This window comes from Nonomuraea sp. NPDC003214 (assembly GCF_053590035.1).
Genome location: NZ_JBSFSX010000002.1, coordinates 225,835 through 241,949, shown reverse-complemented (window position 1 = coordinate 241,949; position 16,115 = coordinate 225,835). Strand labels below are relative to the sequence as shown.

At 72.2% G+C, this 16,115-nt stretch carries 14 protein-coding genes; 7 read left to right on the top strand and 7 right to left on the bottom strand.

The features are described from left to right. The first annotated feature begins 87 nt into the window (after positions 1–87). On the top strand, positions 88–2,610 hold the full coding sequence (locus ACWDXC_RS06060) for a hypothetical protein (protein ID WP_449978557.1): 2,523 nt from the start codon (positions 88–90) through the stop codon (positions 2,608–2,610). Positions 2,611–3,043: 433 nt separating this feature from the next. On the opposite strand, the gene ACWDXC_RS06055 is transcribed toward ACWDXC_RS06060, so the two are convergent. From ACWDXC_RS06055 to ACWDXC_RS06045, 3 genes are all read right to left on the bottom strand, one after another. After that, on the bottom strand, positions 3,044–3,694 hold the full coding sequence (locus ACWDXC_RS06055) for a DUF2461 domain-containing protein (RefSeq protein ID WP_449978554.1): 651 nt from the start codon (positions 3,692–3,694) through the stop codon (positions 3,044–3,046). A 31-nt stretch (positions 3,695–3,725) separates the two neighbouring features. Beyond that, positions 3,726–4,493 carry a polysaccharide deacetylase family protein gene (locus ACWDXC_RS06050; RefSeq protein WP_449978552.1) on the bottom strand — a complete coding sequence of 256 codons (768 nt, stop codon included), beginning with the start codon at positions 4,491–4,493 and terminating at the stop codon, positions 3,726–3,728. Positions 4,494–4,699: 206 nt separating this feature from the next. Then, entirely contained in the window at positions 4,700–5,275 is a 576-nt protein-coding gene (locus tag ACWDXC_RS06045) for a helix-turn-helix domain-containing protein (RefSeq protein ID WP_219506993.1), read from the bottom strand. A 93-nt stretch (positions 5,276–5,368) separates the two neighbouring features. Between ACWDXC_RS06045 and ACWDXC_RS06040 the strand changes: the two genes are divergently transcribed. Both ACWDXC_RS06040 and ACWDXC_RS06035 read left to right on the top strand, forming a co-directional pair. Beyond that, positions 5,369–6,202 carry an EamA family transporter gene (locus ACWDXC_RS06040; protein WP_449978549.1) on the top strand — a complete coding sequence of 278 codons (834 nt, stop codon included), beginning with the start codon at positions 5,369–5,371 and terminating at the stop codon, positions 6,200–6,202. A 27-nt stretch (positions 6,203–6,229) separates the two neighbouring features. Continuing rightward, positions 6,230–7,174, top strand: a complete 945-nt coding sequence (locus ACWDXC_RS06035) for an anti-sigma factor RsbA family regulatory protein (RefSeq protein WP_449978546.1) — start codon at positions 6,230–6,232, stop codon at positions 7,172–7,174. A gap of 3 nt (positions 7,175–7,177) precedes the next feature. Here ACWDXC_RS06035 and ACWDXC_RS06030 read toward each other — a convergent pair whose 3' ends face one another. After that, entirely contained in the window at positions 7,178–7,762 is a 585-nt protein-coding gene (locus tag ACWDXC_RS06030) for a sigma-70 family RNA polymerase sigma factor (protein WP_449978543.1), read from the bottom strand. 246 nt (positions 7,763–8,008) lie between these two features. Between ACWDXC_RS06030 and ACWDXC_RS06025 the strand changes: the two genes are divergently transcribed. Continuing rightward, complete coding sequence (locus tag ACWDXC_RS06025; RefSeq protein ID WP_449978540.1) at positions 8,009–9,082, top strand: PLP-dependent cysteine synthase family protein; 1,074 nt, start codon at positions 8,009–8,011, stop codon at positions 9,080–9,082. 4 nt (positions 9,083–9,086) lie between these two features. Here ACWDXC_RS06025 and ACWDXC_RS06020 read toward each other — a convergent pair whose 3' ends face one another. Beyond that, entirely contained in the window at positions 9,087–10,052 is a 966-nt protein-coding gene (locus ACWDXC_RS06020; RefSeq protein WP_449978537.1) for an ABC transporter substrate-binding protein, read from the bottom strand. Between the two features lie 100 nt (positions 10,053–10,152). Between ACWDXC_RS06020 and ACWDXC_RS06015 the strand changes: the two genes are divergently transcribed. From ACWDXC_RS06015 to ACWDXC_RS06005, 3 genes are read left to right on the top strand one after another with little or no spacing between them, the layout of a single operon-like run. Beyond that, positions 10,153–11,187 (top strand): FecCD family ABC transporter permease, encoded by a 1,035-nt coding sequence (locus tag ACWDXC_RS06015; protein ID WP_449978534.1) that lies wholly within the window; start codon positions 10,153–10,155, stop codon positions 11,185–11,187. Further along, a complete protein-coding gene (locus tag ACWDXC_RS06010) occupies positions 11,184–12,227 on the top strand; it encodes a FecCD family ABC transporter permease (protein ID WP_308125828.1) in 1,044 nt (347 codons plus the stop codon). The genes ACWDXC_RS06015 and ACWDXC_RS06010 overlap by 4 nt, the downstream gene beginning before the upstream one ends. Continuing rightward, positions 12,224–13,015 carry an ABC transporter ATP-binding protein gene (locus ACWDXC_RS06005; protein WP_219507001.1) on the top strand — a complete coding sequence of 264 codons (792 nt, stop codon included), beginning with the start codon at positions 12,224–12,226 and terminating at the stop codon, positions 13,013–13,015. Before ACWDXC_RS06010 ends, ACWDXC_RS06005 begins: the two co-directional genes overlap by 4 nt. 3 nt (positions 13,016–13,018) lie before the next feature. On the opposite strand, the gene ACWDXC_RS06000 is transcribed toward ACWDXC_RS06005, so the two are convergent. Both ACWDXC_RS06000 and ftsY read right to left on the bottom strand, forming a co-directional pair. Continuing rightward, positions 13,019–14,680 (bottom strand): tetratricopeptide repeat protein, encoded by a 1,662-nt coding sequence (locus tag ACWDXC_RS06000; protein ID WP_449978529.1) that lies wholly within the window; start codon positions 14,678–14,680, stop codon positions 13,019–13,021. Between the two features lie 251 nt (positions 14,681–14,931). Beyond that, entirely contained in the window at positions 14,932–16,110 is a 1,179-nt protein-coding gene (gene ftsY, locus ACWDXC_RS05995; RefSeq protein WP_449978526.1) for a signal recognition particle-docking protein FtsY, read from the bottom strand. Between the last annotated feature and the right edge of the window lie 5 nt (positions 16,111–16,115).

Here is a 16,115-nt window from a genome sequence, read left to right as displayed (position 1 = left end):
GGACCTTTGTCAAGACCGAAGCAGCTGTAATCACACCGTTACCGTATGAGATGGAACATCCGGCCAACCGCGTGAATCATCCAAACTGTGGAGAGGATCCGGGCGGTCATCGCGTTCGGGCTGGCCGCGATTTCGGTCGGGGCCGTTGCCTGGTGCACGGTGGTGGCCGGCCCCGTACCCGGGCTTGAGCCGCCGCTCTCCACAGCGGCGACCGACCCGTGGGACCTGTCCGCCGCCGCGCCCGCCGTCGAACGCGGCCGGCAGGCCGCCACCGAGGTGATCCTCGCCAGAGCCGGCCCCGACGACCTCGGCCCCGTCCCCGAAGGCCGGCTCGACGAACGCCGCCGGCAGCTCAAGGTCACGATCACGCACCGGCTCCAGATGGACGAGTCCGACACCCTCGCCGAGACGCTGCGCCGCGGCGACGGCTTCCCCCAGGACATGCAGCGCTTCACCGACGACGGATTCGGCGCGATCAAGGTCAGCGGCACCACGCTGACGCCCGCCCGCCGCCTGGCCCCCGTCCTCACCACCGCCGGCGGCCGCACCACCGTCCGCTTCACCGTCACCCTGCTCCGGCAGGTCGAACCCGGCGAACTGGTGCAGATCGACTTCAACGCGCCCACCGCCCGGCCCCTGCTCATCGTCTACCGCAAGGTCACCGTGCTGCCCGGCGACTGGACCGTGGCCCGCGCCGTGTCGATCAGGCCCGACCGTGAGGAGGCCAAGCGGCTGGAGTTCACCGTCGGCCTCTACCCCGTCAGCCTCACCCTCGCCCAGGACTCCTACGGCTTCCCCGACGTGCCCGAAGAGGACGACTTCTCCTGGGAGACCGCGCTCGGCCTGCTCACCGCCGTCGTGCTCGCCGGCATGCTGCTGCGGGCGCTCGGCACCGGCTGGTGGCTGCGCCCGCCCAACCGCGAGCTCGTCGCCGGGCTCGCGCTCTGCGCCCCCCTGCTGATCGTGCCCGTCCTCGCCGGAGGCTGGACGGTGCCCGCGTACGTGATCCTCTTCGGCGTCGTGCCCGCGCTCGCCGTCCGCCACGCCAGCCGCATCCTGCCCACCAGCCCCCGCTGGACGTCCCACGACGTCCTCGGCGCCACCGGCGTCGGCGTGCTCGTCGCGATCGGCATGCTCTCCTGGTCCTACCTGTACGGCCAGCTCCCCGGCCACACCCTGCTGGCCGGCGGCGCCCTCGCGGCGGTCACGGCCGCCGGATCTGCCGTGGCGTTCAGCGTCGACCTCGGCGTACGCATCGTCATCATCCGCCTCGCCGCGCTCGCCGCCGGCGCCGCCATCGGACTGCTGGCACTGGCCCTGTGGGTCAAGGCCATGATCACCGGCGCCTACCCGCCCGACAGCGTCAGGCTCGTCCTCGCCTTCGGCTGGGCGCTCATCCCCGTCGCCGCCGTCGCCGTCGCCACCAAACGCTGGACCCGCGGCGCCGTCGTCGTCGCCGTCGTCGTCAGCCTCCTCGTCCAGGGCTGGCCCACCGAATGGCTCGACGCCGGATCGTGGAGCCGCGCCGTGCCCGGACAGCGGGTCCCCAGCATCGGCGACCTCCAGCTCACCCCGCTCGTCCGCGGCGTCATGGGGCTGCTCCTGCTCGGCTTCCTGCTGCTCGTGCTCCGCCTCAAACGGCTCGGCGCCACGGTCGAGGGCGCCGCCTCCCACACCGCGCAGGCCACCGTCATCATCTGCCTCATGGTCGTCTACCTGACGCCCCGCGGCAGCGCCACCATCGCCGACATCAACGTGCCGCTGCCCATGCTCTCCATCACCTCCCTCATCGCCTGGGTGACCGCCCTCTGGCTGCTCGACCGGCCCCACCCCTCCATCGTCGAACCCGCCGACCAGGCCGCGCACCGCCACCTCATCCGCACCGCGCTCCACCGGCGCCTCCTGCTCGTCGCCGAACAGGAGCTCTACCGGATCGGCCGCGGCAAACTCGGCAACGGCGACCTGTCCATGGACGACTTCGACCAGCAGCGCCGCGCCCTCGAAACCGCCCTCCACCGCCACGGCGGCCACCCCGAGACCGCCTTCGCCACCTCCGCCGGATGCACCCCCTGGCACAACGGCGTCCACGCCTTCGTCGTCAGCCTCCTGCTCAGCCTGCCGTTCCTGTTCGTGTACGGGCTGCCGACCGGGCTCGACCTGAGCAGCTTCGTCTTCGAGGCCCGGTCGCTGATCGCGTTGCCCGCCTACGGGTTCGTGTTCGGCTACTTCTACTCGCGGGTGCGCGGCACCCAGCCCATGACCAAGGCCCTCCACCTCATGGCCGCCGCCCTCGTCACCGAGCTGTCCGGCTACCTGTCGGCCCTGGTCGAACCCGACATCGGGCCCGACGCCAAGCTCCAGGTCGTGGCCATCGTCGTGGGCGAGGTCGCGCTGGTGTGCATCGGGCTGGGGCTCTACTGGGAGTGGCGGCTCATGCACCTCGCCGGGGAGCCGTGGGGGCGCGTCCGCAACATCCGCAGCCTCCGCAGCCTGGCGACGCCGCTGCTGGCCATCGTCATCGCCGCCGTCACCACGGCCGCCACCCAGGCAGCCGGCCAGACCGTCGACCGCATCCTCCGCGGCGACCAGGAAACCTCCCAACGCCCCTGAGCCCGGGCGACCGTCTCCCGAGGGCTCTCCTTCAGACCCGACGCTTCCCGGGAGGCGGGGCCCTCCCGACCCAACCGGCGTACGGGGGCACGCGCCGCCGCCTGCCCCGCCCGGGAGGCGCGGGCCTCCCCAGACCCGCCCCCTCCCCGGAGGCGTGGGCCAGGCGCGCGTGGGAGGCGGCGCTTCCCCAGAGGGTGCCCCTGGCGACCCCGACGGCGTGCGGCGCGCCGCCTCCCCAGACCCGCGTGCCCCCACCCCGAAGGCGCGGGGCGGGCGCGGGAGGGGCCGGCCCCCGGTGGGGCTGCCTGGCCCCTGGCGACCCGACGGCGTGCGGTGCGCTGCCTCCCCTGACCCGCGTGCCCCGCAGGCCAGGCGCGCGAGAGGCCGCCCTCGCTGGGGGCGTTGCCGCATCGGGGTGTCCGTGCGGCTGGGGTCAGCGGCGGGGGAGGGTGGTGGTGTGGACGTGGGCGCAGAGCCAGTCGACCAGGGGGCCGAAGGCGCGCCAGGAGCGCTGGACGTGCCCCAGGACGTCGGCCGTGTGGATCCAGGGCTCGGGGTCGTGGCGGCGGCCGGCGTAGAGGGTCCGGTGGCGCAGGAGGTCGATGCGGGGGTGGTCGGCCGGGTAGTCGCGCGGCCGGGTCTTGAGCCGGTCGCCGCCGATCTCGTAGCCTCCGGCGCGCAGGGTTTCGACGATGCCGTCGAGGGGCTTGCCGGTCAGGGGCTCGGCGACGGCGGCGCGGTAGCGGGCGAGCTGGTCGGCGGCCTGGGAGTAGAGGCCGCCGGCGACGAAGAGCCCGGCGGCGCTGATCTCGACGTAGAGGCCGATGGCGGGCAGGAGGTCGACGAAGGCGCCCTGGTGGACCTTGTAGGGCGTCTTGTCCTTGGAGAAGCGCACGTCACGGTAGGGCCGGAACAGGTGCGCCTCGCCGAACTCGGGCCCGAGCTCCTCCACGAGCGCCAGCATGGGGGCCCGTACGGCCTCTTCGTAGAGCGCCTTGTGCCGGGTGAAGTAGGTCTTCGAATTGTCCGCCTCCAGCCCCTCGTAGAAGAGAAAAGCCTCGTCGGGGAAGCCGGTGAAACCCATGTGACCAGCCTCCCATGCGGCACCGACGGTTTCAGCGGCGGCGTAGCTGCTCGTACCTGCGGCCGGGGCGCAGCCGGTCGCCGTACAGTTCGGTCACGGTCACGAACGAGTAGCCGCGGTGGTCGAGGGTGTCGAGCAGCCGGGGCACGGCCTTGACGGTCGTGGGGTGGATGTCGTGCATGAGCACGATGGACCCGGGCCGTACGTGGGCGCCGCGTTTGGCGACGAGGGCGGGCACCCGGTCGCGCCAGTCGAAGGTGTCGACGTTCCAGAGGATCTGGGCGAGCCCGCGTCGGCGGGTCTGTTCGGCGACGGCGCGGTCGGTCGCCCCGTACGGCGGTCGCATGACGCGCATGCGCACGCCGGTGATGCGCCGGACCAGGTCGCCGGTGTGGCCGATCTCGTGGGCGAGCCGCTGCCCGGACAGGCCGGTGAGCATGGGGTGGCTCCAGGAGTGGTTGCCCAGTTCGTGGCCTTCGGCGACGATGCGGCGTACGGTGGCGGCTCCGTGTGCGGCGGCGACCATCTGGCCGACGACGAAGAACGTGGCTTTGGCGCCTTTCTCCCGCAGGATGTCGAGGAGCCTGCCGGTGTGTTCGCCGGGCCCGTCGTCGAAGGTGAGGGCGACGCACTTGTCGTGGGTGCAGTCGGGCTGTCTGGGCCAGGCGGGCTGCATGGCCTCCAGCCGTTTGACGAGCGATTCGGGGGCGACGGCGAGCGACGGCGGCGCGGGGACGGCTTCGGGGGGTTTGGGGGCGGGGGCGGCGTCACATCCGGCCCCCGCTGGAAGAACCGCCAAGGCCAGCAAAACCACGCAAGCCCGCATATATCCCCCCGAAACCACCGGAACGGAGGGTTACCAAAACACCCGGCCCAGATCCCCCCGCACGTCCTCAGCCAGGTCGTCCCACCAGGATCGGATATCAGCCCGTAGTTCCTGGTAGCGACGCGCCACCCTTATGCCACATCCAGCCGGATCGGTGCCCAGATGGCGACGTTTCGGCGTCACTGGTCTCCCACGTCGCGCGGCTCGGCCACGACCATGACGAACCTGAGCTCCCGATCGCCCTGGTTGGAGTAGCGGTGGGGGCGGTCGGCGGTGAAGAGCACCGCGCCGTCGGCCACGATGACGTGGTCGCGGCTGTGCACGGTCAGCGTCAGCTCGCCCTCCAGCACGGTCAGCATCTCGCGGGTGCCCGCCGGGTGCGCGTCGCCGTCGTGGTGCTCGCCGGGGGCCAGCCGCCAGTCCCACAGCTCCAGGATCATCGGCGAGTCGGCGCCCACGAGCAGCTTGGCCCGCACGTCGCCCTGGTGGAAGGTCACGGCGTCGGCCGGCTCGACGATCCGCACCATCGGCACGTCGCCCACCTCGACGAGCCTGGCCACGGTCACGCCGAGCGCGGAGGCGATCCGGGTCAGCGTGGACACGCTCGGGTTGGTGCGGCCCTGCTCGACCTGGACCAGCATGCCGCGGCTGACGCCTGACCTGGCGGCCAGCGCGTCGAGCGTGAGCCCCCGATGGGTGCGCTGGGCGCGCACGTTGGTGGCGATCGCCTGGTTGATCATCTCAGGATCCTGCACGAGTGCAGTGTAGTGGAAAGGATTTGCACTGTGGTGCACTCTATGTGTTGTACTAGACGTCCACTCCATTGAACTTTCGCAGGAAGGCAAGACGTGACCGCGGTGATCCTGGCGACCGCCTGCGCGGTGGTGTACGGCACGGCCGACTTCTTCGGCGGGCTGGCCACGCGACGCTCGCGCGTGCTGTCCGTCGTCGTGCTCTCCCAGGTGGCGGGCCTGGCGCTCGTGCTGGTGCTGCTCCCGGCGCTGCCCGGCCTGCTCAGCGGCGGCGCGCTGGCCTGGGGCCTGGCGGCGGGGCTGTCGGGGGCGGCGGGCCTGGTGCTCTTCTACCGCTCGCTGGCCACCGGCGTGATGTCCGTGGTGGCGCCCACGACCGCGGTCACGTCGGCGGCCCTGCCCGTGGCGTTCGGGCTGGCGACCGGCGAGCGCCCGGAGGTGCTGGCGCTGGCGGGCATCGCGCTGGCGCTCGGCTCGGTGGTGCTCATCAGCCAGGAGCGGACGGCGGGCGGGAAGGGCTCGTCCGCCGCGGTGCTGACGTCGCTGGCGGCCGGCGCCGGGTTCGGCGGCTTCTACATCCTGCTCGCGATGGCCCCGCACGAGGCCGGGTTGTGGCCGCTGGTGGGCGCTCGGGCCTCGTCGATCGCGGTGGTGGTCCTGCTCGCGCTGGCGCTGCGGCGGACGCTGCGGCCCAGCTCGGGCTCGCTCGGCGTGATCGTCGCCGCCGGGGTGCTCGACATGGCCGCCAACGTGCTCTACCTGCTGGCCAAGCAGCACGGCCTGCTCAGCCTGGTGGCGGTGCTCGTCTCGCTCTACCCGGCCAGCACGCTCCTGCTGGCCAGGCAGGTGCTCGGGGAGCGGCTGCGGGCGATCCAGCTCACCGGCGTGGCATGCGCGCTGGGTGCGGTCGCGCTCATAGCCGTTGCGTAGCCGCCACGCCCTTGTTACGTTTCGCCCGTGCCCCACGACCGGGCCCCCTCCTCCGGCGAGCCGTCGCAGCACGTGGCCGTGCCGTACGGCTCCGATGAGGGTTTTCTCGACCTGGCCGTCCCGCGCGTCCGGAAGGCGCTGGCCGGCGGCAGGCGGGTGCTGGTCGTCACCCGCCCGGCGCTGCTGTCGCTGCTGGCCGAGGCCCTGGGCGACGACTGGCGCGAGGTCGACCGCCGCGACTCCGGCTCCTGGTACGACCATCCGCAGCGCACGCTGGCGAGCTGCTACGACTACGCGCACGGCAGGCCCACGCTGCTGGTCGGCGAGCCGGTCTGGGCGGGTCTGGGCGAGATCGAGACGCGCGAGTGGATCCGCTACGAGTCGGTGCTCAACACCGCGCTGTCCGGCGTCCCCACCCGCGCGCTCTGCTTCTACGACGTGCGTACGGCGCCCGCGGACGTGCTGCGTCACGCGGAGACGACCCACCCGGTGATCCTCGGCCCCGGCGGCGAGCGGCCCAGCCCGCGCTACGTCAGGCCGGACGAGCTGGTGCTCAACGGCGACCGCGGCCCTCTCCCGGAGCCGACCGGCCGGGTGCGCTCGGTGCCGTTCACCGCCGACCGGCTCAAGGAGCTCAGGCACGAGGTGGCGGGCTACGCCGGGGCCGCCGGCATGGACCGCGACCTGGTCGCCTCGCTGGTGCTGAGCGTGTCGGAGATCGCCGCCAACAGCGTCGAGCACGGGCCGGGCCACGGCCTGATCAGGATGTGGAGGGGCGGCAGGGGCGTCGTCTGTGAGATCAGCGACCCCGGCGGCCCGCTGGAGGACCCCTTGCCCGGCTATATACCACCAGAGCCCGGATCCCTGCGGGGATACGGGCTCTGGATCAGTCGTCAGCTCTGCGACCTCGTCGAGCTGCGGGCGGACGACGGGATGCTCCGCGTCCGCCTGCACATGCGGCTGCGCCCCTGAGGGTCAGGCCGCGCGCTGGGCGGGCAGCCGCACGGCCCCCTCCTCGCGCACGTAGTCCTCCAGCATGCCGCGGAGCTGGCGACGGCCCCGGTGCAGCCGGGACATGACGGTGCCGATGGGCGTGCCCATCCGGTCGGCGATCTCCTTGTACGGGAAGCCTTCGACGTCGGCGAGGTAGACGGCGACCCGGAAGTCCTCGGGCAGCGAGCGCAGCGCGTTCATCACCACGTTGTCGGGCAGCCGGTCGAGCGCCTCGTTCTCGGCCGAGCGCAGACCCGTCGAGGTGTGGGACTCGGCGGCGTGCAACTGCCAGTCCTCGATGTCCTCGGCCGCCGACAACTTCGGTGAACGCTGCTTCTTGCGATATTCGTTGATGAAGTTGTTGGTGAGGATCCGGTGCAGCCAGGCCTTGAGGTTGGTGCCCTCACGGAACTGGTGATAGGAGGTGTAGGCCTTGGCCACGGTCTCCTGCACGAGGTCCTCGGCGTCGGCGGTGTTGCGGGTCAGACGCATGGCGGAGGCGAACAGCTGCGACGTGACGGGCACGACGTCGCGCTCGAACCAGTCCTGACGCTGCTCATCGGTCATGGTGATCAATTCATTCCCCCTTGCGCTATCCCCCGTCGGCATCCAGCCGTCTGACAGCGATTCCATGCTCCCAGGCCCCTCGTAAGGGCCGCGTTAGGGCTTCCGCACTGGTCAGCGGGGTGAACAGTCCATCTGCTCGCGGCGTGCGTCATCACGTCCACGGCCGGACAGATTTCATAATCATAACACTATCCCCTCAATTTTCCGCAAAGTGTGGCCAGCTTCACATGGGATAGCGTATGGGCCATGGAATACCTGGACCGGCATGACTCGGGGACTCGGTCGTGGGTGGCGGAGGCCATCCGCAAGGTGGAGGCCGACGCCAACCGTAGTTGCGATACTCACCTGCACGTCTTTCCGCTGCCCTCGCACTGGGGGGTAAACCTCTATCTGAAAGACGAGTCGGTGCACCCCACCGGTTCACTGAAACACCGGCTGGCTCGCTCACTTTTCCTGTACGGGCTGGCGAACGGCTGGATCGGCCCCCGCACCACCATCGTCGAGGCGTCCAGCGGCTCCACCGCCGTGAGCGAGGCGTACTTCGCCCGGCTGCTCGGCCTGCCGTTCATCGCGGTCATGCCCGCGTCCACGTCGCCGGAGAAGATCCACCTGATCGAGTTCCACGGCGGCAAGTGCCATCTGGTCAGCGACCCCGGCACGATCTACGCCGAGTCCCGGCGGCTGGCGGCCGAGACCGGCGGCCACTTCATGGACCAGTTCACCTACGCCGAGCGGGCCACCGACTGGCGCGGCAACAACAACATCGCCGAGTCGATCTACAACCAGATGGCGATGGAGCCGTACCCGGAGCCCGCCTGGATCGTGGTCGGCGCGGGCACCGGCGGCACCTCCTCGACGATCGGCCGCTACATCCGCTACCGATGTCACGCCACCCGGCTGGCCGTCGTCGACCCGGAGGGCTCGGCGTTCTACCCGAGCTGGGTGTCGGGCGACGGCGCGGCCACCGCGCCCGGCTCGCGCATCGAGGGCATCGGGCGGCCGCGCGTCGAGCCGTCGTTCCAGCCGACGGTCATCGACCGGATGGTCGCCGTGCCCGACGCCCGCTCGATCGCGGCCATGCACTGGGTGCGCGAGGTCACCGGCCGCGACGTGGGCGGCTCCAGCGGGACCAACGTGGCCGCCTGCGTGGAGCTCATCAGGGAGATGCGCGAGGCCGGTGAGCGGGGCAGCGTCGTCACGCTGATCTGCGACAGCGGCGACCGCTACCGGGGCACGTACGGCGACCCCGCGTGGCTGGCCGGCCAGGGCCTCGACATCGAGCCCCACCTGGCCGACCTGCGCGCGTTCCTGCCCAGCTAGGCCGTCACGCCTTGGCCGGGTCCACCTTGAAGAAGCCGGCCAGGTCGTCGAGCATGCTGTGAGCGCCCTGGAGCCCCACGGCGCTCATCCACGTCAGGTCGCTGACCTCGTGCTTGACGCCCTTGAGCTTGCCCCACAGCGGGTTTCCGGTGAACTTGGCCTTGGGCCCGTCGGCCGTCGGGTCCGGGTAGGTGGCGACGAAGATGTGGTCGGCGTCCACGTCCGCGATCCGCTCCTCGCTGATCTCCACCATGATCGTCTCCGTGGTGCTCGGCTGGCCCTCCGGGCGGGGGAAGCCGACGTCCTTCAGCACCAGGCCGGAGTAGGAGTTCTCCACGTAGAGGCGGGCGGTGGGCTCACCGGCGAACCGCACGACCGAGACCGTCGGCAGCTTCCCGTCCTTCTCCTTGATCGCGGCGCCGATCTTGCCGGCGCGGTCCTCGTACTCCTTGATCCTGGTGTCGGCGAGGTCCTCCTTGCCGAGGGCCTGCCCGACGAGGCGCAGGTTGTCCTTCCAGATGGCGCCGGTCGTCTCGCTGAAGACGGTCGGGGCGATCTTGGAGAGCTTGTCGTACAGGGCCTCGTGGCGGACCTTGGCCGAGACGATCAGGTCGGGCTTGAGCGCCATGACCTTCTCCAGGCTCGGCTGCTCCAGCGTGCCGACGGAGGTGGCCTCCTTGCCGTACTCCGCCAGGGCCGGCCCCAGGTAGTCGGGCAGCTTGTCGTCGATGGCCCGGTAGGTGGTGTAGCCCACCACGGGCGTCTCCAGCGTGAGCACGGCGTCGACGAAGCTCTGGTCGAGCGCGACGACCCGCTTGGGCTGGGTGGGGATGACGGTCTCGCCCATCGCGTGCTTGATGGTGCGGAACGGCTCGGCGGCCTTCTGCGTGGTGGCCGCAGGCTCGCTCGCACCGCAGGCGGCCAGCCCGGCCACCAGGACGGCGCCCACCAGCGCGCGCAACGATCTCATCGGAACCCTTTCGACGATCAAGTAAGGCAAACCTAAATTAGGTTAGCCCTGCCTAAGCTGGCATACTGCACCAGGGTCAGGCAACTTCGGAGGAGGACGGGTGAGTGCGACCGCCGTGGCGCCGCGCCTGCACGGCATCCGTCACCGCCGGATCACCGTCCTCGCCGTCCTGGCGGCGGCCGTGCTCGCCGGGGTGGTGCTGAGCATCACGATCGGCTCCCGGTCCGTGGCGCCGCTCGACGCCTGGCACGCGCTGACCGCCCCTGCCGACACCGAGAGCGACATCATCATCCGCTCCCTGCGCGTGCCCAGGACCGCGCTCGGCGTGCTGTCCGGGCTCGCGCTCGGCGTCGCGGGCGCGCTCATGCAGGGCCACACCCGCAACCCGCTCGCCGACCCCGGCCTGCTCGGCGTCACCCAGGGCGCGGCGTTCGCCATGGTGGCCTCGATCATGTGGCTGGGCGCCTCCAGCCTGCTCGCCTACATCTGGTTCGGCCTGGCCGGCGCGCTCGTCGCCAGCGTCGGCGTGTTCGCCCTCGGCATGGTCGGCGGGCGCGGCGGGCCGACCCCCGTGACGCTCGCCCTGGCGGGCACCGCCGTCAGCGCTTTCCTGTACGCCCTCACCTCGGCCCTCGTGCTGCTGGACGAGCAGGCGATGGACGTCTTCCGGTTCTGGCAGGCGGGCTCGATCGCCGCGCGCGGCCCCGACGTGGTCTGGCAGGTGCTGCCGTTCATCGCCGCCGGGCTGGTGCTGGCCATGATCAACGCGCCCGGCCTCAACGCGCTGTCGCTGGGCGAGGACGTCGCCCGCAGCCTCGGCCAGCACATCGCCCTGACCCGCACCGTCGGCGTCGCCGCCGTCACCCTGCTGTCCGGCGCCGCCGTGGCCGCCTGCGGCGCGCTCGCGTTCGTCGGGCTCATCGTCCCGCACCTGGCCAGGGCGCTGTCCGGCACCGACCACCGCTGGCTGATCCCGTACTCGGGGCTGCTCGGAGCCGCGCTGGTGCTCCTCGCCGACGTCGTCGGCCGGGTCGTGGCGCCGCCCGGCGAGCTGGAGGTCGGCGTGGTGCTCGCGCTCATCGGCGCCCCCTTCTTCGTCGCGCTCGTCCGGCGCAGGAAGCCGGTGCGCCTGTGACCTCGATCCCGCTGCGCCTCGGCGGCCTGTCGTGGCGGATCAGGCCGCGCGGCGTGGTCGTGACGACCGCCGGGCTGGCGCTGCTCGCCCTGCTCATGGCGCTGAGCATGCGCATGGGCGACATCGAGCTGACGGTCGCCCAGGTGCTCGCCGCCACCTTCGACCCGGCCGACCCGGCCCACTTCGTCATCATGGAGCTGCGCCTGCCCCGCGCGCTCACCGGGGCGCTGGTCGGCGCGGCCCTCGCGCTGTCCGGCGCGATCATCCAGTCCATCGCCCGCAACCCGCTCGCCAGCCCGGAGATCCTCGGCGTCACCAACGGCGCCTCCGTGCTCGTCGTCGCCGGGGTCGTCGCCAGCGGCAGCGCCTACGGCGGCACCAGCGGCCTGCTCACCAGCCTCGGCGTCCCCGCGCTCGCCCTGCTCGGCGGCCTGATCGGCGCCGTCATCGTCTACGGGCTCGCCTGGCGGCGCGGCCTCGACGGCTACCGCCTGGTCCTCGTCGGCATCGGCGTGGCCGCCGTGTTCACCAACGTGAAGTTCTGGCTGCTCACCGTCGGCGACGTCAACGACACCGGCCGCGCGATGGTGTGGATCAGCGGCTCGCTCCACGGCCGGGGCTGGGAGCACGTCCAGCCCGTGGCCGTCGCGCTGGCCGTGCTCGTGCCCCTGGCCCTGACCGGCACCCGGTCGCTGAACGCGCTGCGGTTCGGCGACGACACGGTGACCGCGCTCGGCCTCCGCATGAACCGCGCCCGCGCCGCCATGATCCTGGCCGCCGTGCTGCTCGCCGCCGTGGCCACCGCCTCGGCCGGGCCCATCGCGTTCGTGGCGCTGGCCGCGCCGCAGATCGCGCTGCGCCTCACCAGGTCGGCCCAGCCGCCGCTGCTGTCGTCGGCCGCCGTGGGCGCGGTGCTCATCACCGCCGCCGACCTGCTCGCCCGCACCCTGTTCGCGCCGGTCGAACTGCCGGTCGGCGTCGTCACCGCCGTCCTCGGCGCCCCGTACCTGATCCACCTCATCTGGAGGGCGAGGAAATGAGGCTCCAGGCCGCCGCCGTCAAGCTCGGCTACGGCGACCGCACCATCGTCGACGGCCTCGACCTCGGCATCGAGGCGGGCACCGTGACCACGATCATCGGCCCCAACGGGTGCGGCAAGTCCACCCTGCTGCGCGCCCTGGGCCGCCTGCTCAAGCCGCAGGGCGGCGAGGTGCTGCTCGACGGCAAGCGCATCGACCGCATCCCCACCCGCGAGGTGGCCAAGGTCCTCGGCGTGCTCCCCCAGGCGCCGACCGCGCCCGAAGGGCTGACCGTCGCCGACCTGGTCGCCCGGGGCAGGCACCCGCACCAGACCTGGTACCGCCAGTGGTCGACGGACGACGAGTCGGCGGTGGCCGAGGCGCTGACCATGACGGGCCTGGCCGACCTGGCCGAACGGCCGCTGGACGAGCTGTCCGGCGGGCAGCGGCAGCGGGCGTGGATCTCGATGGCGCTGGCCCAGGGCACCGACCTGCTGCTGCTCGACGAGCCGACGACGTTCCTGGACCTGGCCCACCAGGTCGAGGTGCTGGAGCTGGTCCGGCGGCTGCACCACGCTTCGGGCCGGACCATCGTCATGGTCCTGCACGACCTCAACCTGGCCGCCCGCTACGCCGACCGCCTGGTGGCGATGCGCGGCGGCCGGGTGATCGCCGCCGGGGAGCCGCACGAGGTGCTCACCGAGGAGCTGCTGCGCGAGGTGTTCGAGCTGGACGCCAAGGTCATCCCGGACCCGGTGGCGGGCACCCCGCTCGTCGTCCCGATCGGCACCCACCGCCAGTCCTCCTGAGCGTCACTCCCCGGCCAGCGCCCGCTCGATGTCCTCGTCGCCCGGCGCCAGCTCCCTGGCCCGCAGCAGGTCCTGCCTGGCCTGCTCGGCCCGGCCCGCCGCCCGGTGCGCCACCGCCCGGTTGAACAGCAGCTCGGCCGTCTCGCCGAGCTCCAGCGCCCGGGTGAGGTCGGCGACCGCTTGATGGTGCTCGCCGCGCTCGAACGCCAGCTCCCCGCGCCCCGCCCACGCGGCCGCCAGCCCGGGATCGGCCGCCAGCGCCTTGTCGTAGGCCGCCAGCGCCTCCTCCGGCCTGCCCCGCGCCGCCTCCACCTGCCCGAGCACGGCCAGCAGGTGCGCGTTGCCCGGGTCGGCCGCCAGCCCGCGCGCCACGTCGGCCTGCGCCGCCTCGTACTCCCCCAGCCCGGCCAGGATGCCCGCCCGGTTCACGTACGCGGGACCGAACCCCGGGTCCAGCTCCAGCGCGTGGTCCAGGTCGGCGCGTGCCCCGGCGAGGTCGCCCGCCGCGAAGCGGATCTCCGCCCGGTTGTAGTACGGCTCCGGGAACGGCGGCCCGAGCCGCATCGCGCTCTCGTAGTCGGCCAGCGCCTCGGCGACGCGGCCCAGCTTGTGCAGCAGGTTGCCCCGGTCCAGGTAGTAGTCCGGGTAGCCGGGGTCCATCGCGATCGCCGTGCCGTAGCCGATCAGCGCCTCGTCGGTGCGCCCCGCCTGCGCCATGAGCTGCGCCCGGTTGGCGTGCAGCACCAGCCGGTGGATCGGGTGGGCCGGGGCGAGCTCCCGCTCCCCCAGCGCCAGCGCCTCCTCCACCAGCTCCAGCGCCTGCGCGAACCGGCCCAGCCGCACCGACACCAGCGCCTTGCCGTTCAGGTCGAAGCCCAGGTGGAACGCCCGCTCCCGGGGATCGGCCAGGCTGCCCGCCAGCGCCACCGCCCGGTCGATCCACTCCATCGCCTCGGCCGGGTCGCGCCGGGCCGGATCGTGGTGCCTGACGAGCAGCATCGCGGTCGCGTACGCCGCCGTGGCGAGGTTCTTGGGGTCGTGGCCGACCCGGCGGGCCAGGTCCAGCAGGTCGCGGGCCTCGTCCTCGCGTTCGAGCGCGGCCAGCGCGGTCGTGGTGCGGTGCAGCAGCGTCCACCACTCGTCGCCGCCTTCCGGCAGCCCGGGCAGCAGCGCGGCCCCGGCCTCGGCCATCGCGTGGTGGAAGCCCTCGTTGCGGTAGCGGTCGAGCTCCGGCCCGAGCCGGTGGACGGGCCCCGGATGCGGCGGCCCGTGCTCCTCGCGGACCACGGTGAGCGCCGGCACCCGCCGCTCCAACACCGCCAGCAACTCGATATCGGTCGGGTCCGCTTCGGCGACGTTGACCACCCGCAGCTTCAGCGGCCCCGCCGCCTCCAGATGATCGCGTACGAACTCCGCCACCCCGTTCGCCAGCCGGAGCGTGCGCAGGGGCGCCGGGATGAGGATCCGCTCCTCCTGCGGCAGCCGGTCGGCCAGCGAGGACCGTCTGACCGGCAGGTTCAGCATGGGCGCGACGGCCCTGAGCTCTATGTCGTGGGCGGCGGCCAGCTCCGGCGCCGCTCCTGGAACCAGCGCCGCGGCCAGCCCGGCCGCCATGGTGTAGGGGCCGAGCAGGCCGCGGTGCGCGTCAAGCGTGATCTCGTGCAATTTCCCCGTCCGCCAAGAGAATGGGCCGGCGCATCCACCGCAATGCGCCGGCCCTCTGCCATGGAGGAGGTTAGGCCGCGTGCTTCGGAGTCGCCGCTCCGGTCAGCTTGACGGTGCCCGGCTTGTGAACCACAACCTTCTTCATGTGCACTCATTCCAGGTCAAACGAAAAGGACCGCTCAATATCAACACGAAAGCGGTCAAACAACAAGGGATGACCTGGTAAGGGAAATTTCCTAGGGGTTTAAGGATCAATCGCCCAGGATGGCGTCGACGAACACCTCTGGGTCGAAGGGGGCCAAATCATCCGGACCCTCGCCCAACCCGACCAGCTTGACCGGGACACCCAGCTCCCGCTGGACCGAGATGACGATGCCGCCCTTGGCCGTGCCGTCGAGCTTCGTCAGCGCGATGCCCGTGATGTTGACCACCTCGGCGAACACCTGCGCCTGCCGCATCCCGTTCTGGCCCGTGGTGGCGTCGAGGACGAGCAGCACCTCGTCGACCGTGGCCTTCTTCTCGATGACGCGCTTGACCTTGCCCAGCTCGTCCATCAGGCCGGTCTTGGTGTGCAGGCGGCCCGCCGTGTCGACGATGACCACGTCGGCCTGCTCCTCGATGCCCCGGGCGGTCGCGTCGAAGGCCACCGAGGCCGGGTCGCCGCCCTCGGGACCGCGCACCACGTCGGCGCCGACCCGGTCGCCCCACGTCTGGAGCTGGTCGGCGGCGGCGGCGCGGAACGTGTCGGCCGCGCCGAGCACGACCTTCTTGCCGTCGCCGACGAGCGAACGGGCGAGCTTGCCGGTGGTGGTGGTCTTGCCGGTGCCGTTGACGCCCACGACCAGCACCACGGCCGGCCGCTCGCCGTGCTTGGCGGTGTGGAGGGTGCGGTCGAGGTCGGGGTTGACCTGGATGAGAAGCTGCTCACGCAGCAGCGCCCGCACCTCCTGCGGCGACCGGCTGCCGAGCACCTTGACCTTGGTGCGCAGCTCCTCGACCATGACCTGGGTCGGCGCGACGCCGACGTCGGCCGTGATCAGGCGCTCCTCGATCTCGTCCCACACCTCGTCGTCGAGCCGGTCACGCGACAGCAGCTCCAGCAGGCCGCGGCCGAGCGCGCTCTGCGACCTGGCCAGCCGCGAGCGCAGCCGCACCATGCGTCCCTCGGACGGCGGCGGCACCTCCACGGGCGGCGCCACGACGGCGGGCTCGGCGGGCTTGGCCGGAGGCGGCAGCGTGGTGGTGGCGCCTTCGGCCTCGTCGGCCGAGGCGGGGCGCGGCTCCGTCTCCTCCGGGAGCGGCGGCGCCTCCGGAGGCTTGACGGGCGGCGGGGCCGCCTTGCCGCCCGGCCGGAAGATCAGGAAGAGGCCGCCTGCCGCCACGAGGGCGACAAGCACCACGATCACTATGACGCCGAGGTAACCATCCACAAGAT

Bases quoted from the DNA above. Each gene is read 5' to 3' on its own strand.
- ACWDXC_RS06055 (WP_449978554.1), bottom strand. From the start codon at position 3,694: ATGGGTTTCACCGGCTTCCCCGACGAGGCTTTTCTCTTCTACGAGGGG.
- ACWDXC_RS06030 (WP_449978543.1), bottom strand. From the start codon at position 7,762: ATGACCGATGAGCAGCGTCAGGACTGGTTCGAGCGCGACGTCGTGCCC.
- ACWDXC_RS06025 (WP_449978540.1), top strand. From the start codon at position 8,009: ATGGAATACCTGGACCGGCATGACTCGGGGACTCGGTCGTGGGTGGCG.
- ACWDXC_RS06020 (WP_449978537.1), bottom strand. From the start codon at position 10,052: ATGAGATCGTTGCGCGCGCTGGTGGGCGCCGTCCTGGTGGCCGGGCTG.
- ACWDXC_RS06005 (WP_219507001.1), top strand. From the start codon at position 12,224: ATGAGGCTCCAGGCCGCCGCCGTCAAGCTCGGCTACGGCGACCGCACC.